This window comes from Lentzea waywayandensis (genome assembly GCF_900115955.1).
Lineage (GTDB): Bacteria > Actinomycetota > Actinomycetes > Mycobacteriales > Pseudonocardiaceae > Lentzea > Lentzea waywayandensis.
The window spans coordinates 302754-324840 of sequence record NZ_FOYL01000007.1 but is presented as its reverse complement, the minus strand read 5'-3'; the positions used below and the strand labels follow the sequence as shown (position 1 = coordinate 324840).

Annotated in this window: 29 protein-coding genes and 1 tRNA gene; 23 read left to right on the top strand and 7 right to left on the bottom strand. The window is 68.3% G+C overall.

The window, feature by feature from the left end:
• Nucleotides 1-2: 2 nt before the first annotated feature.
• Nucleotides 3-1091, bottom strand: a complete 1089-nt coding sequence (locus BM417_RS27080) for a phytase (protein ID WP_093600211.1) — start codon at nucleotides 1089-1091, stop codon at nucleotides 3-5.
• Nucleotides 1092-1146: 55 nt separating this feature from the next.
• Between BM417_RS27080 and pnuC the strand changes: the two genes are divergently transcribed.
• The 3 genes from pnuC to BM417_RS49325 all read left to right on the top strand — a co-directional run bounded on the left by pnuC (nucleotide 1147) and on the right by BM417_RS49325 (nucleotide 4286).
• A complete protein-coding gene (pnuC, locus tag BM417_RS27075) occupies nucleotides 1147-1770 on the top strand; it encodes a nicotinamide riboside transporter PnuC (RefSeq protein WP_093600208.1) in 624 nt (207 codons plus the stop codon).
• Nucleotides 1767-2939: a M14 family zinc carboxypeptidase gene (locus BM417_RS27070; protein WP_093600205.1), complete on the top strand. Its 1173-nt coding sequence runs from the start codon at nucleotides 1767-1769 to the stop codon at nucleotides 2937-2939. Before pnuC ends, BM417_RS27070 begins: the two co-directional genes overlap by 4 nt.
• A gap of 120 nt (nucleotides 2940-3059) precedes the next feature.
• Nucleotides 3060-4286 (top strand): GNAT family N-acetyltransferase, encoded by a 1227-nt coding sequence (locus BM417_RS49325; protein WP_245822188.1) that lies wholly within the window; start codon nucleotides 3060-3062, stop codon nucleotides 4284-4286.
• Between the two features lie 48 nt (nucleotides 4287-4334).
• On the opposite strand, the gene aceE is transcribed toward BM417_RS49325, so the two are convergent.
• On the bottom strand, nucleotides 4335-7094 hold the full coding sequence (aceE, locus tag BM417_RS27055; RefSeq protein WP_093600202.1) for a pyruvate dehydrogenase (acetyl-transferring), homodimeric type: 2760 nt from the start codon (nucleotides 7092-7094) through the stop codon (nucleotides 4335-4337).
• Between the two features lie 319 nt (nucleotides 7095-7413).
• Here aceE and BM417_RS27050 point away from each other — a divergent pair, with 319 nt between their 5' ends.
• The 3 genes from BM417_RS27050 to BM417_RS27040 all read left to right on the top strand — a co-directional run bounded on the left by BM417_RS27050 (nucleotide 7414) and on the right by BM417_RS27040 (nucleotide 8506).
• Nucleotides 7414-7845, top strand: a complete 432-nt coding sequence (locus tag BM417_RS27050; RefSeq protein ID WP_093600199.1) for a DUF3052 domain-containing protein — start codon at nucleotides 7414-7416, stop codon at nucleotides 7843-7845.
• Nucleotides 7846-7930: 85 nt separating this feature from the next.
• Nucleotides 7931-8395 (top strand): peroxiredoxin, encoded by a 465-nt coding sequence (locus BM417_RS27045; RefSeq protein WP_093600196.1) that lies wholly within the window; start codon nucleotides 7931-7933, stop codon nucleotides 8393-8395.
• A gap of 36 nt (nucleotides 8396-8431) precedes the next feature.
• Nucleotides 8432-8506, top strand: a tRNA-Val gene (locus BM417_RS27040).
• 116 nt (nucleotides 8507-8622) lie between these two features.
• On the opposite strand, the gene BM417_RS27035 is transcribed toward BM417_RS27040, so the two are convergent.
• Complete coding sequence (locus BM417_RS27035) at nucleotides 8623-9093, bottom strand: GNAT family N-acetyltransferase (protein ID WP_093600193.1); 471 nt, start codon at nucleotides 9091-9093, stop codon at nucleotides 8623-8625.
• A gap of 156 nt (nucleotides 9094-9249) precedes the next feature.
• Between BM417_RS27035 and BM417_RS27030 the strand changes: the two genes are divergently transcribed.
• The 6 genes from BM417_RS27030 to BM417_RS27005 all read left to right on the top strand — a co-directional run bounded on the left by BM417_RS27030 (nucleotide 9250) and on the right by BM417_RS27005 (nucleotide 13746).
• Entirely contained in the window at nucleotides 9250-10113 is an 864-nt protein-coding gene (locus BM417_RS27030) for a hypothetical protein (protein WP_093600190.1), read from the top strand.
• A gap of 88 nt (nucleotides 10114-10201) precedes the next feature.
• Nucleotides 10202-10573, top strand: coding sequence for a hypothetical protein (locus BM417_RS27025; RefSeq protein WP_093600187.1), 372 nt, complete (start codon nucleotides 10202-10204; stop codon nucleotides 10571-10573).
• Between the two features lie 56 nt (nucleotides 10574-10629).
• A complete protein-coding gene (locus tag BM417_RS27020) occupies nucleotides 10630-11832 on the top strand; it encodes a cytochrome P450 (protein ID WP_093600184.1) in 1203 nt (400 codons plus the stop codon).
• A gap of 13 nt (nucleotides 11833-11845) precedes the next feature.
• Nucleotides 11846-12331 (top strand): GNAT family N-acetyltransferase, encoded by a 486-nt coding sequence (locus BM417_RS27015; protein WP_093600181.1) that lies wholly within the window; start codon nucleotides 11846-11848, stop codon nucleotides 12329-12331.
• 86 nt (nucleotides 12332-12417) lie between these two features.
• Nucleotides 12418-12711 (top strand): hypothetical protein, encoded by a 294-nt coding sequence (locus tag BM417_RS27010; protein WP_093600715.1) that lies wholly within the window; start codon nucleotides 12418-12420, stop codon nucleotides 12709-12711.
• Between the two features lie 9 nt (nucleotides 12712-12720).
• A complete protein-coding gene (locus BM417_RS27005; protein ID WP_093600178.1) occupies nucleotides 12721-13746 on the top strand; it encodes a saccharopine dehydrogenase family protein in 1026 nt (341 codons plus the stop codon).
• Between the two features lie 31 nt (nucleotides 13747-13777).
• On the opposite strand, the gene BM417_RS27000 is transcribed toward BM417_RS27005, so the two are convergent.
• Complete coding sequence (locus BM417_RS27000; protein WP_093600175.1) at nucleotides 13778-13984, bottom strand: CsbD family protein; 207 nt, start codon at nucleotides 13982-13984, stop codon at nucleotides 13778-13780.
• Between the two features lie 183 nt (nucleotides 13985-14167).
• Between BM417_RS27000 and BM417_RS26995 the strand changes: the two genes are divergently transcribed.
• The 9 genes from BM417_RS26995 to BM417_RS26955 all read left to right on the top strand — a co-directional run bounded on the left by BM417_RS26995 (nucleotide 14168) and on the right by BM417_RS26955 (nucleotide 18002).
• Nucleotides 14168-14725: an RNA polymerase sigma factor gene (locus tag BM417_RS26995; protein ID WP_093600172.1), complete on the top strand. Its 558-nt coding sequence runs from the start codon at nucleotides 14168-14170 to the stop codon at nucleotides 14723-14725.
• Nucleotides 14716-15258, top strand: coding sequence for a hypothetical protein (locus tag BM417_RS26990; protein ID WP_093600169.1), 543 nt, complete (start codon nucleotides 14716-14718; stop codon nucleotides 15256-15258). The genes BM417_RS26995 and BM417_RS26990 overlap by 10 nt, the downstream gene beginning before the upstream one ends.
• Before the next feature lie 4 nt (nucleotides 15259-15262).
• On the top strand, nucleotides 15263-15610 hold the full coding sequence (locus BM417_RS26985; RefSeq protein WP_177320618.1) for an Asp23/Gls24 family envelope stress response protein: 348 nt from the start codon (nucleotides 15263-15265) through the stop codon (nucleotides 15608-15610).
• A complete protein-coding gene (locus tag BM417_RS26980; RefSeq protein WP_093600163.1) occupies nucleotides 15604-15897 on the top strand; it encodes a hypothetical protein in 294 nt (97 codons plus the stop codon). Before BM417_RS26985 ends, BM417_RS26980 begins: the two co-directional genes overlap by 7 nt.
• A 57-nt stretch (nucleotides 15898-15954) precedes the next feature.
• On the top strand, nucleotides 15955-16395 hold the full coding sequence (locus BM417_RS26975; RefSeq protein ID WP_093600160.1) for an Asp23/Gls24 family envelope stress response protein: 441 nt from the start codon (nucleotides 15955-15957) through the stop codon (nucleotides 16393-16395).
• Between the two features lie 11 nt (nucleotides 16396-16406).
• Nucleotides 16407-16583 carry a hypothetical protein gene (locus BM417_RS47965; protein ID WP_093600157.1) on the top strand — a complete coding sequence of 59 codons (177 nt, stop codon included), beginning with the start codon at nucleotides 16407-16409 and terminating at the stop codon, nucleotides 16581-16583.
• A gap of 65 nt (nucleotides 16584-16648) precedes the next feature.
• Nucleotides 16649-16951: an Asp23/Gls24 family envelope stress response protein gene (locus BM417_RS26965; RefSeq protein ID WP_245822186.1), complete on the top strand. Its 303-nt coding sequence runs from the start codon at nucleotides 16649-16651 to the stop codon at nucleotides 16949-16951.
• Nucleotides 16948-17466, top strand: a complete 519-nt coding sequence (locus BM417_RS26960) for a DUF6286 domain-containing protein (protein ID WP_093600151.1) — start codon at nucleotides 16948-16950, stop codon at nucleotides 17464-17466. The genes BM417_RS26965 and BM417_RS26960 overlap by 4 nt, the downstream gene beginning before the upstream one ends.
• Nucleotides 17463-18002, top strand: coding sequence for a hypothetical protein (locus BM417_RS26955; protein WP_093600148.1), 540 nt, complete (start codon nucleotides 17463-17465; stop codon nucleotides 18000-18002). The genes BM417_RS26960 and BM417_RS26955 overlap by 4 nt, the downstream gene beginning before the upstream one ends.
• 125 nt (nucleotides 18003-18127) lie before the next feature.
• Here the strand turns inward: BM417_RS26955 and lipA are convergent, their stop codons facing one another.
• The 3 genes from lipA to BM417_RS26940 form a co-directional block, all read right to left on the bottom strand.
• Entirely contained in the window at nucleotides 18128-19129 is a 1002-nt protein-coding gene (gene lipA, locus BM417_RS26950) for a lipoyl synthase (protein WP_093600145.1), read from the bottom strand.
• Between the two features lie 222 nt (nucleotides 19130-19351).
• A complete protein-coding gene (locus tag BM417_RS26945) occupies nucleotides 19352-20242 on the bottom strand; it encodes an oxidoreductase (RefSeq protein ID WP_093600142.1) in 891 nt (296 codons plus the stop codon).
• On the bottom strand, nucleotides 20239-20547 hold the full coding sequence (locus BM417_RS26940; RefSeq protein ID WP_093600139.1) for a hypothetical protein: 309 nt from the start codon (nucleotides 20545-20547) through the stop codon (nucleotides 20239-20241). Before BM417_RS26940 ends, BM417_RS26945 begins: the two co-directional genes overlap by 4 nt.
• 89 nt (nucleotides 20548-20636) lie before the next feature.
• On the opposite strand from BM417_RS26940, the gene BM417_RS26935 reads away from it, so the two are divergent.
• Nucleotides 20637-21227: a TetR/AcrR family transcriptional regulator gene (locus BM417_RS26935; RefSeq protein ID WP_093600712.1), complete on the top strand. Its 591-nt coding sequence runs from the start codon at nucleotides 20637-20639 to the stop codon at nucleotides 21225-21227.
• Nucleotides 21228-21294: 67 nt separating this feature from the next.
• Complete coding sequence (locus tag BM417_RS26930) at nucleotides 21295-21978, top strand: SDR family NAD(P)-dependent oxidoreductase (protein ID WP_143138813.1); 684 nt, start codon at nucleotides 21295-21297, stop codon at nucleotides 21976-21978.
• Nucleotides 21979-22087: the final 109 nt, after the last annotated feature.

Here is a 22087-nt window from a genome sequence, read left to right as displayed (position 1 = left end):
GACTAGAACCTGATGAACGCGAAACCGGTGCCGTTCGGACGTTCGCCGTCGTGGACGACGAGCAGGTTGAGCTTGCCCAGGACGATGTCGGCGCCGTCGGAGTGCTCGACGTCCTGGATCTTGAAGTCCTTGAGCGGCTTCATGTCCGCCTTGCGGTAGGCCACGAACCGCGAGTCGCCCTGGCTGGACGCGAGCAGCACGTCGTTCGCGATCGTGAGGCCCTCGGCGTCGGCCTCGAGCCACTTGCCGCCGAAGCCGGGGTTCGGGCCGTCGGCCTCGCACTCCTCGGTCTCCGGGTTGTACCTCTGCGGCGCGCCCCACGTGCGGACCTTGTCGACGAGCTGCGGCTTGCCGAACCCGTTGGAACGCAACGGGATGCGCCAGATGCCGACGTCCTCCTGCGCGGCGTACAGGGTGTTCGTGCGTTCGTCGATCACCATGCCCTCGATCTGCGGGCCCTCGCCGGGCTCGCCGCACACGGTCCACTTCTTGCCGTCGGGCAGGGTGAAGGTGCTCGGAAGGTCCAGAGTGGACACCTTCCTGGTGTCGTACCTGGATCCCTTCACGACCTGGAGGAGCGCGATGCTGGTCTCGCTGCGCCGGCTGGTGACGACGACGTCCTTGCCGTTGACGTGACCGGCGGCCAGACCGTAGACGGTGTGCTGCTCGTCGACCTCCTGCTCGGTCTTGCTGAACACCGGCCTGGTGGCGGGGTTCGTGACGTCCTTCGCGCCGCGTTCGTCCACTTGGAACACCCGGATGCGGTCGCGGCCGCGGTCGCTGACGAACGCCAGGTCGCCCAGGACGTCGACGTTGTTGAAGCGGCCGGGCTTCGCGTCCGGCGTGGGCGGCAGCGGCGCCGGGTAGACGCCGATCGTGCGGCCGTTCAGGTCGAACGCCGCCAAGCCGCCTTCCTTGAGTGTGCCCAGGACCACACTGCGTTCGGTGTTGCGCGGGTTCACCCAGATGGCGGGGTCGTCCGCGTCGGCAGGCTCCTCGAACGTCTGCGTGATGACCGTCGGTGTGATGACGGGCGTCGCAGGGGCGGTGAGGAACAAAGGGACGAGCGCCAGTGCTAAGGAAGATGACATGGTGGGACCGTAGGAAACACCGGTGTACTGCGACTGAACCGCGGGGGAACAAGCCGTGTGGTACGACGTGGGATTGACGCTCTTCGGCCAGAAGATCGCTTACACGGAGCTGGTCGGGCAGGTGCTGGCGCTCGCGGTGGTGTTCCTCGCGCAGCGCCGTTCACTGTTGACCTGGCCCGTGCAGCTGGTCTCGGTCGCATTGCTGTTCACCGTCTACATGTCGGCGCACCTGGGCGGCCTGGCGACCCGGCAGGTCGCCGTCGGCGCGATCGCCGTCTACGGCTGGTACGCGTGGGTGCGTCGCCGTGACCCGGTCTTCGGTGTGGTGGTGCGCAAGGGTTCCTGGCGTGAACGGGCCGCCGTGGCCGCCGCGTTCGTCATCGGCACGGTCGCGTTCGCGCTGGTGCTGGACGCCTTGGACGCCTCGTGGGCACCCTGGCCGGACGCCGCGATCTTCATCGGCACGATCCTGGCCTTCGCGTTGCAGGGCCTGGGGCTGGTGGAGTTCTGGCTGGTGTGGCTGGTGGTCGACGCCGTCGGCGTGCCGTTGCAGATCCAGTCGGGCCTGTACTTCAGCGCGTTCGTCTACGTGATCTTCGCGGGCCTGGTGATCCACGGTTTCATCGACTGGAACCGCACCGCCCGCCGGTTGACACAGGCGGCAAAGTCTCCTCTATGAGGGGACTGTTGATCGCTGTACTGACCGCTGTCTCGTCGCTGGTAGCCGTTCCGGCCGTCGCCGCACCTGAGCCGCGCACCGGATTCGAGCTCACCGGCAAGTGGACCACCGAGGCCGAGGAACAGGCCTACCTGCGCGCCACCGGCCTCCCCGTCTCGGAGATCGGCGTCACCGCCCAGGGCCGCCCCGTCCAGCTCGTGCGCGTCGGCTCCCGCTCCGCGCGCACGGTGGTTCTCTTCATCTGCTCCCAGCACGGCGACGAACCCGCCGGCCGCGAGGCGTGCCTGATCCGCATGCGCTCGCTGCCGCGCTCGTCCGACGTGACCTACCTGTTCGTCCCGAACGCCAACCCGGACGGCCGCGTGGCCAACACTCGCGGCAACTCCTTCGGCGTCGACATCAACCGCGACCACCTGCTGCTGCGCTCCGCCGAGGCCCGCGCCATGGCCGCCGTGATCCGCGACTGGCAGCCCGACGTCATCCACGACCTGCACGAGTTCGGCCCCTCCGAGCCCTACTACGTGAAGGACGTCCTCTGGCTGTGGCCGCGCAATCTCAACGTCGCTCCTGGGGTGCATGACCTGTCCGAGTCGCTGTCCCGCTCGTATGTCCGGCCCTCGGTGGAAGCGGCCGGTCGCACGTCCGGCGTCTACGGCATCTACGTCGACCCGGTGACCGGCGAGCCCGTGCGCCAGGTGGCGGGCGACGGCCAGGAACGCATACTGCGCAACACCGGCGGCCTCAAGCACGGCATGGGCCTGCTGGTCGAGACCAACGTCGACAACACCCCGGCCTACCGCGTCCAGTCCCACCTTCTCGCGGTGGACGGCACCCAGTCGTTCGTCCGCGCGAACCGGTCCGGCATCGAGACGGCCAACGCGGCGTCGCGCGCGGTCCGCACCGGCCCGATCTACTTCGGCGGCGCCGACAACCAGGCCCCGGATCCCTCGGACGTGGTGACCACCCCGCCGTGCGGGTACGTGCTGACCGGTGCCCAGTACCGCGACGTGCAGGACGAACTGGCCCTGCACGGCATCAAGTCCCAGTACCTGCGAGGCGGCGACCGGATCGTGCCGCTGAAGCAGGAGGCCCGCGCCCTGGTCCCGCTGGTGCTGGACGCCCGAGCCGACGGCCCGCTCCTCAGTGCACAGCCCGTCGCCCAGTGCTAGGCCAACTGATATATCGGTTATGCAAAAGACGTTTGCGGACGTCCGCAAACGTCTTTTGCATAACCGATATATCAGCCGGCCCGACATATCGGTCGCGGGCGATCTTGGCGACGTGGTCCGATGGGCGTTGTGCGTGTCGAGCAGTACGCCTACTTCGCCCTCGAGAGCGACACCGTGTCCGCCGCTGAGATCGCCCGGCGCCTAGGGCTGGAGCCGGACGAGGTGCTTGTTCGAGGGAGCAAGCGGCCGGAGTACGACATTCCGCGGGCGCACGCCTGGAAGATCGTCGACCGCGGTGCAAAGCGGCTCGACGAGCAGATCGAGCACGTCGTCGACCGGCTGCGTCCCGTCCACGACGAACTCGTCGCACTCACGGCGATATCCGATATATCAGCCAGCCTGGTCGTCGTGCGCTACTGCCGTGACGGCGACAGCGCCGTCGGGACCGGCCTCGGCTGGTGGATCTCCACCGAGTCCCTCGCCTTCCTCGCGTCGGTGCGTGCCTCTCTCGACGTTGACGAGTACGACTACGTCGAGCCTGCCGACGAGCCGTTGCGTCAGGTCACCACGGCCCTGCTCACGAGCATGGAGCAGAACCTCGCCGAGCACGCGTGCCACCTCCACAGGAGTCTCGCGGGCGCGACCGTGGCCGAGACGGACGATCTGCTGATCGCGGACAGCGGCCTGGACGACGACACGTTCAACATCGTCGCGGCGGCCCGGTTCACCCCGGACGATGTGACCGCCCGTGTCGTCGAGACCGTGAGCGCGGTGCGGGCGACGGGGCGTCCGCACTCGTGGTGGGTCGGCCCGGCGTCGACCCCGTCAGACCTCGGTGCGGTGCTGGTCCAGGTTGGTGTGCGGGCGGCGGAGACCGAGGCCGCGATGTGGATCGACCTCGCTGACGCCGCGCTGCCCGAGCCATCCGCCGAGGGGCTGGAGATCCGCCAGGTGAGCACCGAGGCGGAGCTCGCCGGCTACGCCACGATCCTCGCCGCGAACTGGGACCCTCCCGCCGCGACGGTCCGCCGCTTCTACGCCGAGGCCGCGTCGCACGCATTGGCCGGTCAGGCGCGCTACCTCGTCGGGTACGTGGACGGCAGGGCGGTGTGCACGGCGGAGGTGTTCCCGCACGCGGGCGTCGCCGGGATCTACAACATCGCGACGCTCGCCGGAGAACGCCGACGCGGCTACGGCGGCGCGATCACGTTGGCCGCGTTGCGCACCGCACGCGCCGAGGGGTGCCGCATTGCCGTCCTACAGGCCTCTGAGGACGGTGAGGCCGTCTACCGGCGTCTCGGGTTCACCATCGCCGGTCAGTTCACCGAGTACGCCCTCAGGGCGTGAAAAGGGCCGCTCCGCGCGTGCGGAGCGGCCCTTCGGTTCAGCGAGTGACTACGCGAGGCCCGCGTCGCCCGTGGAAGGCCCAGCGGCCTGCACGTCGTTGATGCGGTACTTGCGGGCCGCCTCGACGACCTTGGCCTGCTCGACCTCGCCGCGCCTGGCCAGTGCGGCCAGCGTGGCGACGACGACGGACTCCGCGTCCACCAGGAAGTGGCGGCGGGCGGCCGGGCGGGTGTCGGAGAAGCCGAAGCCGTCCGTGCCCAGGGTCGTCATGTCGGTCGGGACGTACGGGCGGATCAGGTCCGGGATCGCCGACGCCCAGTCGGACACGGCGATCACCGGGCCCTGCACGTCCTTGAGCACCTGCGTCACGTACGGCACGCGCGGCTCGGCGTCCACGTGCAGCAGGTTGTGGCGGTCCGTCTCGACGGCGTCGCGGCGCAGCTCCGAGTACGACGTGGCGGACCACACGTCCGCGGACACGCCCCACTCCTCGGCGAGCAGCTTCTGCGCCTTGAGAGCCCACGGGAGGCCCACGCCCGACCCGAGGATCTGGGCACGCGGGCCACCGGTCTGCGGGCCGTCCTGGTACTTGTAGAGGCCCCGCAGGAGGCCTTCCACGTCCAGGCCCTCCGGCTCGGCCGGCTGCACGTACGGCTCGTTGTAGACCGTCATGTAGTAGAAGATGTTCTCGGCGTTCTCGCCGTACATCCTCCGCAGACCGTCCTTGACGATGTGCGCCACCTCGAAGGACCACGCCGGGTCGTACGACACCACGGCCGGGTTCGTGTGCGCGAGCAGCAGCGAGTGGCCGTCGGCGTGCTGCAGGCCCTCACCTGTCAGCGTGGTGCGGCCCGCGGTGGCACCCAGCACGAAGCCGCGCGCCATCTGGTCCGCCGCCGCCCACAGGCCGTCGCCCGTGCGCTGGAAACCGAACATCGAGTAGAAGATGTAGATCGGGATCATCGGCTCGCCCTGCGTGGCGTAGGACGTGCCGACCGCCGTGAACGACGCCGTGGAACCCGCCTCGTTGATGCCCTCGTGCAGGATCTGGCCCTGCTCGGACTCCTTGTAGGCGAGCATCAGGCCGGCGTCCACCGAGGTGTACGCCTGGCCGTTCGGGTTGTAGATCTTCTGCGTCGGGAACATGGAGTCCATGCCGAACGTTCGTGCCTCGTCCGGGATGATCGGCACGATGCGCGGGCCGATCTCAGGGTCCTTCGCGAGGTCGCGGACGAGCCGGACGAACGCCATCGTCGTGGCGACCTCCTGCTTGCCCGAGCCGCGCTTGATGCCCTCGTAGACCTTGTCGCCCGGCAGCACCAGCGCCTTGGACTTCGTGCGGCGCTCCGGCAGGAAACCGCCCAGCTGACGGCGGCGCTCCAGCATGTACTGGATCTCGGGGTTGTCCTGCCCGGGGTGGTAGTACGGCGGCAGGTACGGGTCCTTCTCGAGCACCTCGTCGGAGATCGGGATGCGCAGGCTGTCCCGGAAGCCCTTGAGGTCGTCCAGGGTCATCTTCTTCATCTGGTGCGTCGCGTTGCGCGCCGCGAAGTGCTTGCCGAGCGAGTAGCCCTTGATGGTCTTCGCGAGGATGACGGTCGGCTGGCCGACGGTCTCGGTCGCCGCCTTGTATGCCGCGTAGACCTTGCGGTAGTCGTGACCGCCGCGCTTGAGGTTCCACACCTCGTCGTCGGTCATCGGGTCGACGAGCGCCTTCGTCCGCGGGTCGCGGCCGAAGAAGTGCTCCTTGATGTACGCGCCGTCGTTCGCCTTGTACGTCTGGTAATCGCCGTCGGGCGTGTTGTTCATCAGGTTGACGAGAGCACCGTCACGGTCCGCGTGCAGCAGCGCGTCCCACTCGCGGCCCCAGACGACCTTGATGACGTTCCAGCCGGCGCCGCGGAAGAACGACTCCAACTCCTGGATGATCTTGCCGTTGCCGCGCACCGGGCCGTCGAGGCGCTGCAGGTTGCAGTTGACCACGAACGTCAGGTTGTCCAGCTGCTCGTTCGCGGCGAGCTGGAGCAGGCCGCGCGACTCGGGCTCGTCCATCTCGCCGTCGCCGAGGAACGCCCACACGTGCTGGTCGGACGTGTCCTTGAACCCGCGGTCGCGCAGGTAGCGGTTGAACCGCGCCTGGTAGATCGCGTTCATCGGGCCGATGCCCATGGAGACCGTGGGGAACTCCCAGAAGTCCGGCATGAGGCGCGGGTGCGGGTACGACGGCAGACCGCCGCCCGGTCCGGCGTGCGAGTACTCCTGGCGGAAGCCGTCGAGCTGGTGCTCGCTCAGCCGGCCCTCGAGGAAGGCGCGAGCGTACACGCCGGGGGAGGCGTGGCCCTGGATGAAGATCTGGTCGCCGCCGCCGGGGTGGTTCTTGCCGCGGAAGAAGTGGTTGAAGCCGACCTCGTAGAGCGACGCGCTGGAGGCGTAGGTCGAAATGTGTCCACCGACACCCACGCCGGGCCGCTGCGCGCGGTGCACCGTCATCGCGGCGTTCCAGCGGATCCACGCACGGTAACGACGCTCCACCTCCTCGTCACCGGGGAACCACGGCTCCCGCTCGGTGGGGATGGTGTTGACGTAGTCCGTGCTGGTCAGCGAGGGGATGCCGACCTGGTTCTGGCCCGCGCGCTCCAGCAGGCGAAGCATCAGGTAGCGAGCCCGCTGTTGCCCGCCGCCCTTGAGCACCTCGTCGAACGACTCCAGCCACTCGGACGTCTCTTCGGGGTCGATGTCCGGCAGGTGGGCTGCGAGACCGTCGCGAATGACACGTACCCGCTCGGGGCCTGTGTTCTGCGGGCTCAAGGTGTCTCCTCGGCTTCGTTGGCGGTACACGCGATGGCCCGGAAACCGTGCCACGCGCTCCTATCGTTGTCCTTGCGTGGCGACTTCGTCATCGCTACCGGTCGGTAGTTCTGGATCGTGTCGCTCACGCGCGCGCGATAAGAGGTATGTAGAGCGTGCCTCATGCCAGTCTAGGGAACTCCACAGGGGTACCTGTTACGGCGTGTCACGTGGTCAACAGTTGCGCCGGAGGTAGCTGACAGTGTTCGCTAGCCCGAGTAACGGACTCTGGCGGCAGTCTTAGGGCTGTCGCTCTTGCGTAGTTGGAGGAGTGAAAACCGTGGTCGCCGCGGAAGACGCCGGCAAGATCGGCGTCGCCGAGAAGCTCGGGATCGAATCGGGCATGGTCGTCCAGGAACTCGGCTGGGACGAGGACGTCGACGACGCCTTGCGTGCCTCAGTCGAGGAGCGGATCGGGGGAGATCTCCTCGACGAGGAGGCCGACGAGACCGTGAGCGTCGTGCTGCTCTGGTGGCGGGAGGACGACGGCGACCTGGTTGACGCCCTTCTCGAGGCCACCGGCGTGCTCGCCGAGGACGGCGTGATCTGGGTTCTCACCCCGAAGACCGGCCGCCCCGGCCACGTGGAGCCGAGCGACGTCGCCGAAGCGGTCCCCACCGCTGGCCTGTCCCAGACCTCCAACATCAGCGTCGCCGACGACTGGGCGGGCATCCGCCTGGTGTGGCCGAAGTCGGCCAAGGCCAAGCGCTGACCCTCATCGGGCTGACATAGGGTTGAACCACGGGTGCGCTACCGGCCCGTGGTCAGTTCTGGTTGGACCGGAGGGGTCTGTTTTCATGGCGGTCGAGGTCGGTTCGGAAGCCCCGGACTTCACGCTCAACGACTACAACAAGCAGCGTGTGACGTTGTCGTCGTTCCGTGGCGAGAAGAACGTGCTCCTGGTCTTCTACCCGTTCGCGTTCAGCGGCACCTGCCAGGGCGAGCTCTGTCAGCTGCGCGACGAACTGGCGACCTACGAGGACGAGAACGTCCAGGTGCTGGGCGTGTCCGTGGACTCCCCGTTCGCACTGAAGGCGTGGGCGAACCAGGAGGGCTACCAGTTCCCGCTGCTGTCCGACTTCTGGCCGCACGGAGCCGTCGCGCAGTCCTACGGCGTGTTCAACGAGGCAGTCGGCATGGCGCTGCGGGGCACGTTCCTGATCGACACCGCCGGCGTCGTCCGCTTCGCCGAGGTGAACGCGCCGGGTGAGGCCCGCGATCAGGACGCCTGGAAGAAGGCCGTAGCCTCCCTCAAGGCATGATGTAGCTGTACCCCAGCGCTTCGCGGCGCCGGGCCGGGGCGTGTAGCTCAGCGGAAGAGCACTCGGTTTACACCCGAGCGGTCGCAGGTTCGATCCCTGTCGCGCCCACCAGCCAGCACGGCGCCACTGAGGGCGTCAGAGGCGCCGTTGACATCAGTCAGGGTGATGCGGGCTGCCATCCGCCCTTCGGTCTCGTCCAGCACGTGACATGGCAACGTCGGACTCGGTCAACTGTCCAGGACGTGCGCGAGGAGCATGGTGGCTGGGCCGAAGCCGGCTCGTTGGTAGAAGGGCACCGAGCGTTCGCTGGGCGACAGGACGATCCGGGCGCAGCGCCGGTCGCGGGCGTGCGCGATGCCTGCGTTGAGCAGGGTGGTTCCGATGCCGCGGTTGCGGTGAGCGGCGAGCACGAACGCGTTGCCCAGGTATGCCCATCGGCTGGATGGCCGTCCTGGTTTGGGCATTCGTTCGAACAGGGCGAGGTTCATCATGCCGACGGCTTTGCCGGCGAGCTCGGCCACGAACGTCGCCCGGCGCGGCGCTTCCATGGCGTACCACTGAGCGAAGTCTTCCTCGAAGAGATCGTCCTCGAGCGGATGTCCTGCCTGTTCTTCTGACCACGCTCGCCGCAAGGTCGCCAGCGCCGCGGTGTCGCGTTCGTCGGTCTGCCGTATCGCCACCGTGTGCGGAGATGTCATGGTCCGATGCTCCCGGGGTGTTCTTCGCTGTCTTGTTGCTGATCTCTGTCGCGCCACCGCAAGCATCTCTTCTCAGGTGGAATCCCGTAACGCCGGAACGATCTCGGTCGAAGCAGCAAGGGCGTAGAACCCCGCTGCGGTGCAGGAGGTCGTTTCGTGCACAAGAGACGTGAGCAGGAGCCACCTTCCAGAACCACCAACACCGTCGAGGGCGACGCCGGGGAGGTCTTCCAGCTCGGCAGCAGCCACGGCAACATCGGGTTCTTCCGCGGCAACAACTTCATGTTCAACCTCGGGCCGCGGTGGGCGGTCGTGATCATCGTCTGCCTGCTCGTGGTGGCGGCCGCCGTGGCCGTGGTGTTCGTCCGCAGCTCGCCTTCCAAGCCGTCCGAACCGCTGGCTGTCGCCGTCAAGTCCGTCACGGACGCGTGTCAGATGTCCTGGGTGTCACCGAAGTCGCCGACGGAGCTCGCGCCGGTCTCGGATCCGTCGATCCGGCCGAACCAGTACGCCACGTGGGAGCACAGCAGGGATGGCGCGCAGGCGAGCAAGGCGACGTTCACCGTCACCGCGCAGGGGCACGAGGCGACCAGCAACGTCGTGATCACCGGTATCCGGGTCAAGGTGCTGGAGAGGAAGCCGCCGCTGAAGGGAACGTTGCTCAGCGGTCAGTGCGGCGAGCCCGTGAACGCGCATTACGTGGAAGTCGATCTGGACAGCGAGCAGCCGGTCAGCTTTCCGGACGACCTCGCCCCGGACACCGCGGCCGAGCTGACCGCCCAGGGACTGCGGGCCGATCCGATCCGGCTCCCCTACAGCGTTTCCTCGACCCAGCCGGAGGTCTTCACCGTCGTCGCCGGCACGGCTTCGTGCGACTGCACTTGGGTGATCGAGCTCGACTGGTCGGCCGGCGGCAAGAGCGGAGTGCAGACCGTCGGCAACAACGGGAAACCGTTCCGCACGACCAGTAGCACCAACGCGGCTGTGTGCTACATGGCTGAGCCCTTCTATTGCACGTGACCTCTGGAACGAACCTGTGCGGTGACGTACCTTGTTCGAGTTTGTCGGGACGTTTGGGCCTGCCACCTCCGAAGGACGACGACTGCCTGTGAAGCGCAAGGGCAAGGCCGCGAAACCCGTCAGCACCACCGTCTCGCAGGAGCAGGTCAAGCTGCTCGCCCTGGTGGAGCAGGGAGGCGTGCATCGCGGAGCCACGCGCTGGTACCTGGAGCACCGGCCCGCCAAGCAGTGGGACTCGGACGACCTCGAGGTTCTGCGGCTGCGGGACTGGATCACGTGGGTCACGCCTGAACGCGCCATGGACCACGGGATGGCGGCGCCGGTCGACATCACGGCTCAGGGGCGGGCCGCGCTCCGACATCACCTGCCGGAGTGGGTGCTGGGGCGCAAGGCCATCGCCTCGGAGCCGCCGAGGTTGCCCTCTGTGGAGACGATCAGCGCGTTGGACTCGTTCCAATAGACGGCGATCACGGTAGAACGGTCTTAGTCGAATCCAAACGGAGGCGAAGACCGGCCATGTCGAACTTGTTGACCGGCGGCGATTTGCGCGCACGTGACCACCACCGGATCGAGGACGACGCAAGGGAAGAGGGGCCCCTGCATGCCGTGACGTTGCCCAACGGCGTCGAGATGCAGGTGGTCACGGTCGGGTTGGAGCTCGCTCGTCAGCTGCTGACCGACCAGCGGCTCTCCAAGGACAGCGCGGCTCTGCAACGTGAGATCAAGCGTCAGCTCGCCGAACGGGGAAGCACGCAGACGGACCTCGCCGGGCTCTTCGGGCCGAGCATGCTCAACAGCGACAACCCGCAGCACGCCCGGCTCAGGGCGCTCGCGGTGAAGGCGTTCAACGGCAAGGCGGTGCAGCGGCTCGCTCCGCGCATCGAGGAGATCAGCGCGGAACTGATCGCCCGGCTCCCCGAGAACGAAGAGATCGACCTCGTCGCCGAACTGGCCGTGCCGATGCCGATGCACGTCATCGGCGAGGTCCTCGGGCTGCCGGCACAAGATCGCGCGCACGTCCGCAAGTTGATCGAGACGATGATGTCGATGGAACCCGAGGTGTCGCAGCCGGCGAGCGACGAGCTGGGCGGCTACTTCCACGCGCTGCTCACGAGCAACGCCCTGGACCCCCGATCGCTGTTCGGCACGTTGGCCACGGCCGCCGGCGACGATGGCGACCACCTGAGCCACGACGAACTGATGGCGATGGCGTTCCTCCTCGTCGTTGCGGGACACGAGACGTCAGCGAGCCTCATCGCGAACGTCGTGCACGACGCGTTGGACAACGATCTGTGGCACAAGGCCGCCGAAGATCCCGACCTGGTGCCGCGCCTCGTCGAGGAGACGCTGCGCCACAACTCGCCGGTCCGCAGCGCCACGCACCGCATCACCACCGAGCCGGTCGAGATCGGCGGCACGACCGTTCCGGAGAACACGCTGCTGCTGATCAACCTCGGCGCCGCCGGACGATGCCCGCGGGCACACGAGAAAGCCGACGAGTACCGCCTCGACCGCGAGACGACCGGCCATGTGACGTTCGGGCACGGCCCGCACTTCTGCCTGGGATCGGCGCTCGCCCGCCTGGAGACCGAAACCGTGCTGCGGCACCTCACGAGCCGGTTCCCACGCACCACCTACTCGGGCGACGAGCAGCCCGCGGTGACGCACAACGACATCATGGCCAGCCTTAAATCGCTTCCGGTCGTGCTGCGGCGCTGACACGCTGGCCTGCATGGAGATCATCCAAGGGGGACCGGAACACGTCGACACCGCCGCGTTGATCTGGGCGCACGCCGTCGCCAGGAGGGATGGCTACGACGAGGTTCCGTCGCTCGAAGCGGCGCGCCCCGGCGTGGAGAGCGCTCTCGTGAACGAGCCTTCGTTGCTGCTGATCGCGCAGGAAGGCGGTGAGGCCGTGGGTTTCATCGCCGGAGGTCCACAAGAGACGGACACCGCCTACATCAACTACGTGGGCGTGCATCCGGACGCGTGGGGCAAAGGTGTCGGTGAGGCGTTGTTGCGCGCCTTGCCCGACGTGTTGATCAAGAACGGATACGAGAAGGCCGAGTTGCTGGTCTACGTCGACAACGTCCGGGGCGTGCGGCTCTACGAACGCCTCGGATGGATCAAGGTCGGCGCCCCCGCGCCGCATCCGCGCAACGGCCGTGTGGAGCAGCGCTACTCGTTCTCGCCCGCATCGTGGGATGCGGGGGCGTGAGAGCGTTTAGCTGGGGATTAGGGGATCAACCCCAATGCGTCTGACCAGGGCTATCCCCAAGTCCATTTGAGACGTAACTTTTGCTCATGTCAGTGCGCACGTTCGCCGTCGTGGTCGGTCTCGCGTTCTTGCTCGGTGGGGGTGCGATCCTGTTCGTGATGCTGGCCGTCGAGGCACCGAGCGGGTCGCTGATCCCGTGCGGCAACAGCCTGGGGCTCGGCTTCGACGAGCCCGCGGCCTCCGCGGTCAGTCCGGCCTATGTGGACATCTGTGCCGATTTGAGGCATCGCCGCCTGCTCTGGGGACTGCCGGTGATCGCGGTGGGCGTACTTCTGCTGATCGGCTCTTTGGTCGGTTCCCGACGGCCTACTCGCCGGTAAGGTCGCGGCATGACGTGGATGGTCTACGGCGCCAACGGCTACACCGGACGCCTCATCGCCGAGCTCGCGGTCCAGCGCGGGGAACGGCCGATCCTCGCCGGGCGCTCGCTCGAGAAGGTCGAGCCGATCGCCGCCGCGCTCGGGCTGGAGCATCGGGCGTTCGACCTGAGCCAGGCGCGGGCGCATCTCGAGGACGTCGACGCCGTCGTGCACTGCGCGGGACCGTTCGCGCACACGTCCACCGCGATGGTGGACGCCTGCCTGAAGACTCGCACGCACTACCTCGACATCACGGGCGAGATCGACGTCTTCGAGTCCATCGGCCTGAGGGACATCGACGCGCGCAAGGCCGGCATCGTGCTGTTGCCCGGCGCCGGGTTCGACGTCGTCCCCACGGACTGCCTCGCCGCGATCCTGAAGAACGCCCTGCCGTCCGCGACGCACCTCGACCTCGCGTTCGTCGTCGGGGGAGGAGCCAGCGCGGGTACGACCAAGACGTCCGTCGAGGCCGCGGCCGTGGGTGGGCGGATCCGCGTGAACGGTGACCTGAGGAGCGTCCGCATCGGGCATCGGCGGCGCACCGCCTACTTCCGGTCCGGGCCGCGCGAGGTCGGCAGCATCCCGTGGGGCGATGTGAGCACCGCTTACCGCTCGACGGGGATTCCGAACATCACGACGTTCACCACCGTGCCGGGCATGCTCGGGCAACTGCAGCAGGTGTTCGCGCCCGTGTTGCAGACGCCGTTCGTGCAGAGCGTCGCGAAGACCGTCGCCGGCAAGGTGAAGGGCCCCGACGAGCGCAAGCGCGCCAACACGAGGGCCGAGGTGTTCGGCGAGGCGTGGGACGCGCAGACGAAGGTCGAATGCGCGATCACCACCCCGAACGCCTACAGCCTCACCGCGGACTCCGTGCTCCGCGCCATCGGCAAGATCAACGGCGTGGCACCCGGCTCGCACACGCCGTCCAGCGCGTTCGGCGCCGACTTCGTGCGCGAGCTCGACGGCGTCGTCGTGGGCGAGGTCCGTCTCACGTGAGTGAGAGCCTCTAACTACTTCTTGAGGTGCTCTACTTCTTGAGGTGCTTGGCAACGCTGTCGACAACCCCGCCGACAGCGTCCTTCACCTTCTCCACGCCTTCCTTCACGGCCGCCTTCGCCTGATCGGCGCGGCCCTCGTTGGCGAGCTGCTCGTCGCCGGTGACCTCACCCGCGGTCTCCTTGGCCTTGCCGCCGAGCTCTTCCGCCTTGTTGCCGATCTTGTCCGACAGCGACATCGCGTCCTCCTGAGCTGGTTGGTCTGACGCCTGTTCAATGCCCGTCCCCGCAGCTTCGTCACGCCACGGTCGGGTGAAAACCGGGTGAGAGCGATCACGGGTGGGAAATCAGGGAACCGCGTGACGTTCCGCGTTCGAACGTGTCCATCGGGCGACGAAGCAAATTGGGCGGGGGGTGTGCGCATGAGCGTGGCCGAAGCAGCCGCACTCGACGACGCCACGCTGGTGGCAAGGTCCCGCGACGGCGACATGAGGGCTTATGAGCAGCTCGTGCGCCGTTACCAGGGGCCGATGTACCGGCTGGCGTTGCGCATCGTGGGCAGCACCGGCGACGCCGAGGACGCGGTGCAGGACGTGTTCCTCACGGCGTGGCGGCGTCTCGGACAGCTCAACGACGACAGGGCGTTCATCGGCTGGCTCTACCGCACCACCACCAACCAGTGCCTGAACGTGCTGCGCAAGCGCAAACCGCACGCCGACACCGAGCTCGACGAGCACGAGTCGCCGGCGCCGCGCACCCGGCCCGACCGCGCGGTGGAGGTGAACGCGCAGCTCGACGCGCTGCAAGCCGCACTGCGCGGTCTCACCCCCGAACAGCGGGCGTGCTGGGTGCTGCGTGAGGTCCACGGCCGGTCCTACGACGAGATCGCCGAGGCGATCGGCACGACCCAGCAGTCGGTGCGCGGCAGGCTCGCGCGGGCACGGGCACAACTCGCGGAGGTGATGGCGCCGTGGCGGTGACGTCCGACTACGTCCTGCCGTGCGGGCGGGACGTAGAAGAAGTCTGGGAGGCGATCGACCTCTCTGGCGAACACATGCGCTCATGTCCGCACTGCGGGGCAGTGCGGGAGAGCCTTCTGGTTCTGCGCGAGGCGACCGCGGAGATGGTCCGCGAGGAGGTCGAGCCGCCGTTCGACCTGGTCAGCCGCGTGATGTCCGCGGTGCGCGCCGACGTGCGGCGATCCGATGTCGTGCCGTTGCCCGGCGACGGACTGGCCCGGATCAGCACGCGCGCGGTCGCGGCGGTACTGCGCTACGCGGCGGACGGCGTGGACGGCGTGCGGGCGCGTGGATGCCGTGTCGTCGAAGCACCGGAGTCGACCGGCATGGACCCGGTGATCGAGGTCGAACTGAGCATCGCGATCACCGCCGGCCAGGTCACGCACCAGGCGTACGACGAGGTGCGGCGCCGGGTGCTGGCCGCGGCCTCCGCACGGATCGGTGTGCGGCTCGCCCGCCTGGACCTCGTCGTGTCCGACGTTCTCGAAGGATGAGCGAGTGATCGAAACAGTCGTGTCCGCTCCGGCGGTGGCGGCGGTCGCGGTGCACGCGGCCGAGCGGGTCGCCGGCGTGCGCGTGCAGCCGGGTGTGGCCGGCCTGGTGAGTTCGGTGGTGCGCGCGGCGAGGCAGCAGATCAAGGGGTTGCAGCCCGCGCCGGTGGAAGGCGTGCGGGTGCGGTGGTCGGAAACGGCCGCGGTGCTGGAGGTGGACGTGGTGATCTCGGGCCAGGACCAGGCCGCGGCCGTGGCTCAGGCCGTGCAACGGTCGGTGCGCGCGCTCGTGCCGGAACTGACCGGCGTCGAGGTGGAGTCCGTTCTCGTGACGATCGTGGACGTCGCATGGTGATCGTGACGGAGTTGTTGAAGGCACTGGAGAAGGTCGACGGGCTTCGTCCGTCGGTGCCCGATCCTGCTCGCTCGTGGATCTCCTGGGACGTGGACGCGCTGGCCGTCGACGTCGAGGACGGACTGGTGTGCGTCCGGGTCGTCGCCACCCGGCTGCCGCTGCCGCTCGCGGAGGCCGGTGCGGTATTGAAGTCGGTTCTCCTTGGTACGCAATGGGAAGAAGCCGTCCTGCGAATCGTGGTGACCGATGTGGACAAACGTGCCCTCGATCACCTGAACGGGTCGTGACGTTTCGGCGGTTGTCGTTGTCGATCTGATGTGGACGCTTCGAAGGAAGGGATTGCGATGAGCACGCAGACTGTGGAGAAGAACGGTGTCGCGGCCGGGAAGCTGGTGACCGACAAGGGATCCACCACCATCGCGGACGTCGTCGTGCAGAAGGTCGCGGGCCTCGCGGCGCGGGAGATCCGGGGTGTGCACGCGCTGGGCGGCGGCGCGACGCGGGCACTGAGCGCGTTGCGCGACCGCATCCCCGGCGCCACCGCGAGCGCGGGTCAGGGCGTGTCGGTCGAGGTCGGCGAGAAGCAGGCCGCGGTCGACCTGGAGCTCGTCGTCGAGTACGGCGTGCCGATCGCGGACCTCGCGAAGTCGGTGCGCACCAACGTGATCACGGCGATCGAGCAGATCACCGGCCTCGAGGTCGTCGAGGTCAACATCAACGTCAACGACGTGCACATCCCGAGTGAGACCGAGGGCGACGAGCCCGAGACCACGCGCGTGCAGTGAGAGGAACCGACATGAGCACCACCGCACTGGGCCTGCTGACCGGGCTCGCGCTCGGCCTGGCCGCCGCGTTCGGGGGCTTCAGCGCGTTCCTGCTCGTGCTCGTCTTCGGCGCGCTCGGCCTGGTCGCGGGCCGGGTCGCCGAGGGCAAGCTCGACCTCGCGCAGCTGCTGGGCAGGGATCGGGACTGACGATGACCACACCGCTCGTCGCCGTCCAACCTGGTCCGGCCCCACCTGGTCTGACACGGCCTGACGTGACACAGCCGGGTCTGACCACCGTCGCGGACCGCGCGGTGGGCCGCATCGCCGGGCGCGCCGCCATGGAGGTCCCGGACGTGCTCGACTGCGCGGTCACCGCACGGGTGACCGGGGGAGTGACCACGCTCGACGCGCGCCTCGACCTCCGTTACCCCGCACCCGTCGCGTCGACCGCCGCTCGTGTGCGCGCCCACCTGGTCGCCAGGGTCGCCGCGCTCACCGGCCTGCGGGTGTCGGTGGTGAACGTGTCGGTCGGCGTGCTGCGCGCGGACACGGCCCCGGTGAGGAGGGTCCTGTGACCCGCCGTTCTCGCCGGGCCCTGCCCGCGACGCTCACGGCGCTCGTCCTGCTGGCGGCGTCGGTCCTGGTGGCGGTGTGCGCGATCCAGCTGGCCGTGGGCGAGGTGCCGCTGCTGCCGTACGACTCCCTGGCCGGCCTGCTGCACGACACGACGTGGTCGGCTCGGGAGACGGCCGTGGCGGGCGGGGTCGTCACGGCCATCGGACTGGTGCTGTTCCTCGCCGCGGTGGTGCCCGGCCGGGCGCGGACGGCGGCACTGGACCAGCACACCGCGGTGTCGGTGCGCGGCCTGCGCAACGCCCTGCGGTCCGCCGCTGTCGTCGACGGCGTCGAATCCGCCGCCGTGAAGGTGCGCCGCCGCCGGGTCCGCGCCGTGGTGCGGACCCGGCGCGCCGTGGTCGACGGCCTCGGTGACGCTGTCCGCGCGGCCGTGGAACACCGCGTCGGCGAGTTCGCCCTCGCCCGGCCGCCGCAGGTCGTGGTGCGGGTCAAGGCACTCAGGAGCACACCGTGAACCGATTCCTCCTCGGCCTGCTGGGCCTGGTCCTGATGCTCGCCGGCGCCTTCGCGGTCGCCGTCCACTACGGCTTCGTGCCCCAGGCGGACCGCTCCGACGCACTGCTACCCGGCACGGCGCTGCCGCAGACGTGGGTGCTGTGGGTGATCGCGGCCGCTGCGGTGGTGATCGCACTGCTGTGCCTGCGCTGGCTCACCGCCCAGATCCCGCGCCGCAAGGTGGCGTCCTGGCGCTGGGCCGACGAGGCCGGCACCACCCGCATCACCACGGCGACGGCCACCGCGCCGTTCGCCGAGGAGGTCACCGCCTACCCCGGTGTGCGCAAGGTCGAGGCCTCGCTGACCGGTCCGCACACCGCCCCGAGCCTGGCCCTCGTCGTCCGCGCCCACGGCGACGCCGATCTGCGGGGGATCCGCCGCCGCATCGACGACGAGGGCCTGCCACGCCTCCGGGAAGCGCTCGGCACACCCGGCCTCCACGCCACCGTCGAGTTCCGGATGTCGCCCTCGAAAGCCGACGCCCGAGTGCGCTGATATATCGGTTATGCAAAAGACGTTTGCGGACGTCCGCAAACGTCTTTTGCATCCGGATGCAAAACAGCTGGTCACCCTGGGTGGGTGACCAGCTGATATATCGGTTGGCTCGCCGTTCACTCCGCTCAGCGCGGGGCGAGCAGGCTCGTGATCTCCTGGGACGCGGACACCGTCAGCAGGTGCTGGAGGCTCTCCGGGAGGTCCTCGCCGCGCTTCTGCTTCGCCTGCGCGTAGAGACGGCCGGCGCGGTAGGAGGAGCGGACCAGCGGGCCCGCCATCACGCCGAGGAAGCCGATCTCCTCGGCCGTCTCCTTGTGCTGGACGAACTCCTCGGGCTTCACCCAGCGCTCGACCGGGTGGTGCCGCGGCGACGGGCGCAGGTACTGGGTGATGGTGATGATGTCGCAGCCCGCGTCGTAGAGGTCGGCGAGCGCCTCCGTGACCTCCTCGGGGGTCTCGCCCATGCCGAGGATCAGGTTCGACTTGGTGACCAGGCCGAACTCGCGGGCCTTGGTGATCACCTCGAGCGAACGCTCGTAGCGGAACGCCGGGCGGATGCGCTTGAAGATCCGCGGGACGGTCTCCAGGTTGTGCGCGAGCACCTCGGGACGGGACTCGAAGACCTCGGCCAGCTGCTCCGGGACCGCGTTGAAGTCCGGGATCAGCAGCTCGACGCCCGTGCCGGGGTTCATCTCGTGGATCTGGCGGACGGTCTCCGCGTACAGCCACGCGCCGCCGTCCTCCAGGTCGTCACGGGCGACGCCGGTGACGGTGGAGTAGCGCAGGCCCATCGCCTGGACCGACTCGGCGACCCGGCGCGGTTCGTCGCGGTCGAGGTCGGCGGGCTTGCCCGTGTCGATCTGGCAGAAGTCGCAGCGCCTGGTGCACTGCTCGCCGCCGATCAGGAACGTGGCCTCGCGGTCTTCCCAGCACTCGTAGATGTTGGGACAGCCGGCCTCTTCGCAGACCGTGTGCAGGCCTTCGCGTTTGACCAGACTCTTGAGCTCCCGGTATTCGGGACCCATCTTCGCCCTGGTCTTGATCCACGAGGGCTTCTTCTCGATCGGCGTCTCGCTGTTGCGGACCTCGAGCCGCAGCAGCTTCCGACCCTCAGGTACCACAGTCACGTCCTCACCCTACGCTGCGCGCTCAAGTGTCCGGGGTCACGCACTCCCAGGTCAGGCTAAGTGCCAGAACCCGGCTCCCGGTGGAGCGCTCTTTGTTCACGATCTGTTGTTGACGCAGGTCGCGTCGAACATGAACAACACGCCCGGGCTGAAGATGTTCCCGGCCCGGAGGTGACGACCGGGCCTCGTCGGCGCCTTCGCCTGGCGAGGGCGCCGACACCCCTACGGAAGATCTGGAGCGATTCCGGTCAGCTTGATCGTGAGCTCCCAAAGGCGGTTCGCGGCCAGGTCGTCACGCGCGGCGGCGGTCATCCCCGCGGTGGACGGGTGGCCGCGCAGGCCGTTGAAGCCTCCGGGGCCGTAGTACGCACCGCCGTGTGCCTCGGGTGACGTCGCCGCGTAGAGCTGCGGCAATGCGCCCATCTCGACAGACTGCGAGAACAGGCCGAAGAGCTTGCCGCCCGCCCGCAGGACGACGGACCTGTGCGCGTCGGCCATGTTGTTGGCCAGGTCGGTCGCCGTCATGCCGGGGTGGGCCGCGATGGACGTCACGTCCGGTGAACGGCGCTCCAGCTCGCGCGCGAACAGGAGGTTCGCCAGTTTGGACTGGCTGTAGGCGCTGCGAGCGCTGTATGAGCGGCGTTCCCAGTTCGGGTCGTCGAAGTTCATGCGGCCGTACTGGTGCATCAGCGACGACACGGTCACGACGCGCGCATCTGGGCTTCGTCGGAGTACCGGAAGCAGCAGGAACGTCAGGGCGGCGTGGCCCAGGTGGTTGGTGCCGAACTGGCGCTCGAAGCCGTCCGTGGTCTGGCCGAGCGGAACGGCCATGATGCCCGCGTTGTTGATGAGGACGTCGAGCTTCCCGACCTTCTCCGCGGCCGCGCGCACGGAGGCCAGGTCGGCGAGGTCGAGTTCGAGGACCTCGGCCGAACCGTTGACGGTGCGTCGCGCGGTCTCTCCGCGCTGGACCGAGCGACAGCCCATGATCACGTGGGCTCCCCTGGCCGCGAGCACCTGGGCGGTGCGCAGGCCGAGACCGGAGTTCGCGCCGGTCACCAGGACTGTGCGGCCGGTCTGGTCGGGGATGTCGGCTTCGGTCCAACGACTCATGGAGTCATTCCTACCGTCCGGTAACTGTCGAGCGATAGGTGTGTGTCGAGCACCGCTCGCAGGACCGGCTCGTCGGCGGCGAGTTCGGCGGTGACGCGCTCCTCGTCGACGCGGCCGTCCAGCCCGGCGTTCTCCATGCGGGCGGTCAGCTTGTTCTGCCAGCGGTGGTCGAGCGCCAGCAGCAGTTCGTGCAGTGAGCCGAAGACGTCCGGATCCACGATCAGCGGCGCGGACGGGTCGCGGCGGGCGTCGCGCAGGACGGCGTCGAGCGCGTCGCGGCGACGGTAGTGGTCTGCCCAGCCCATGTCTCGTACCCCCGGTTTCTCGCATACCCTCGGTATGACACGAACATACCACCGGTACGTACCGTCGGTATGTGAGATACGTTTCGGTCGTGCGAACTCGACGCTCCGAGTACTCGGAGTCGACCAGGCAGGCGTTGGTGGACAGCGCCGTCGACCTCTTCACCAAACGCGGCTACGCCGGCACCTCGCTCGACGAGGTCGTCAAACGTGCCCGCGTGACGAAAGGCGCGCTCTACCACCACTTCAGCGGCAAGCAGGCGTTGTTCGAGGCAGCCTTCACCCAGGTCGAGACCCGCTCGATCGCCTCGCTGACCGCGGTGATCACGGCGGACGGCGACGCCTGGGAGACCGCGGTGGCCGGTCTGCGCGCGTACGTCCGCAAGTGCCTGGAACCGGAGTATCAGCGGATCATCGTCCACGAGGCGCCGGTGGTGATGGGCTGGGAACGCTGGCGCGAGGCGGAGGAGCAGTTCAGCTTCGGTCTGCTCCGCACGGCGGTGCAGCTGCTCGTGGACGCCGGTGAGATCGAGGAAGCGCCGGTGGAGATCATGGCCCGGCTGTTGTTCGGCGCACTGTCCGCGTGCGCGAGCGCCATCGCGAGCTCGTCCGATCCCAAGCGCACCGGGCGTGAGGTCGAAAGCGCGATCCTTCGTGTTTTGGAAGGTTTGCGCAAGAAGTAGTCGAGTTCGGCCCTAGCGGCCGGGCGGAACGTCGATCACCACGCGGACAACAGAGGTGGTCGGCATCATGATCGAACCTGTCAACACGCGCCTGGGACTCGACGGCAAGATCGCAGTTGTCACGTCGGGAACGCACGGGCTCGGTCTCGCCATCGCGAGCAAGCTCTGCGACAACGGCGCCCACGTCATCCTGACGACATCGGACGAGGACAACGTCGACCTGGAGCGCGCGAAGACCGTGCTCGCGGGCAAGCCCGGCTCGGTGACGGTCACCAAGCTGAACATCCACGACGAGCACTCGGTCCGCTTCCTGCTCGACCAGGTCAAGCAGGAACGTGGGCAGCTCGACTTCTTCGTGCACCACGCCGTGTCGCCGGACCTCACGCCGTTGCTGAACATCGTGGAGCCGCTCGCCAAGGCTCTCGTCGACGGCGGCCGCGTGGTCATCGCCGGTTACACGGTGACGCCGGTGCACGGCGTGATTCGGACGCTGGCGCTGGAGATGGCTTGGTACAAGGTCGCGGTGAATGCCGTCGTCACCACCGTTGTGGACAACGGCCCCATGAACATCGATCCGGACCTGGTGGACCGGCTCGCGATCAAGAGCCCGTCCGGTCGCGTCACCCTGCCGCAGGACATCGCGAACGCCGTTTCGTTGCTCTGCACCGACGAGGCCGCGTGGATTCAGGGTCAGGTGATCACCGTCGACGGCGGCCTGGAACTGCTGGAGCGATGGGGTGAGACGCGCTGAGTCATCCCCGGGATGATCGCTTCAGAGCCTGCTTCAGGGGCCGAATCGCTTGTACCGCTTTGTGCTCGGGCACTGCTCGAGTCGTCCCGGTACCCGATTCGGTCCTTGA

Bases quoted from the DNA above. Each gene is read 5' to 3' on its own strand.
- BM417_RS27080 (WP_093600211.1), bottom strand. From the start codon at position 1,091: ATGTCATCTTCCTTAGCACTGGCGCTCGTCCCTTTGTTCCTCACCGCC.
- BM417_RS27070 (WP_093600205.1), top strand. From the start codon at position 1,767: ATGAGGGGACTGTTGATCGCTGTACTGACCGCTGTCTCGTCGCTGGTA.
- BM417_RS49325 (WP_245822188.1), top strand. From the start codon at position 3,060: ATGGGCGTTGTGCGTGTCGAGCAGTACGCCTACTTCGCCCTCGAGAGC.
- BM417_RS27045 (WP_093600196.1), top strand. From the start codon at position 7,931: ATGGCGGTCGAGGTCGGTTCGGAAGCCCCGGACTTCACGCTCAACGAC.
- BM417_RS27035 (WP_093600193.1), bottom strand. From the start codon at position 9,093: ATGACATCTCCGCACACGGTGGCGATACGGCAGACCGACGAACGCGAC.
- BM417_RS27020 (WP_093600184.1), top strand. From the start codon at position 10,630: ATGTCGAACTTGTTGACCGGCGGCGATTTGCGCGCACGTGACCACCAC.
- BM417_RS27015 (WP_093600181.1), top strand. From the start codon at position 11,846: ATGGAGATCATCCAAGGGGGACCGGAACACGTCGACACCGCCGCGTTG.
- BM417_RS27010 (WP_093600715.1), top strand. From the start codon at position 12,418: ATGTCAGTGCGCACGTTCGCCGTCGTGGTCGGTCTCGCGTTCTTGCTC.
- BM417_RS27005 (WP_093600178.1), top strand. From the start codon at position 12,721: ATGACGTGGATGGTCTACGGCGCCAACGGCTACACCGGACGCCTCATC.
- BM417_RS27000 (WP_093600175.1), bottom strand. From the start codon at position 13,984: ATGTCGCTGTCGGACAAGATCGGCAACAAGGCGGAAGAGCTCGGCGGC.
- BM417_RS26995 (WP_093600172.1), top strand. From the start codon at position 14,168: ATGAGCGTGGCCGAAGCAGCCGCACTCGACGACGCCACGCTGGTGGCA.
- BM417_RS26980 (WP_093600163.1), top strand. From the start codon at position 15,604: ATGGTGATCGTGACGGAGTTGTTGAAGGCACTGGAGAAGGTCGACGGG.
- BM417_RS26975 (WP_093600160.1), top strand. From the start codon at position 15,955: ATGAGCACGCAGACTGTGGAGAAGAACGGTGTCGCGGCCGGGAAGCTG.
- BM417_RS47965 (WP_093600157.1), top strand. From the start codon at position 16,407: ATGAGCACCACCGCACTGGGCCTGCTGACCGGGCTCGCGCTCGGCCTG.
- BM417_RS26945 (WP_093600142.1), bottom strand. From the start codon at position 20,242: ATGAGTCGTTGGACCGAAGCCGACATCCCCGACCAGACCGGCCGCACA.
- BM417_RS26940 (WP_093600139.1), bottom strand. From the start codon at position 20,547: ATGGGCTGGGCAGACCACTACCGTCGCCGCGACGCGCTCGACGCCGTC.
- BM417_RS26930 (WP_143138813.1), top strand. From the start codon at position 21,295: ATGATCGAACCTGTCAACACGCGCCTGGGACTCGACGGCAAGATCGCA.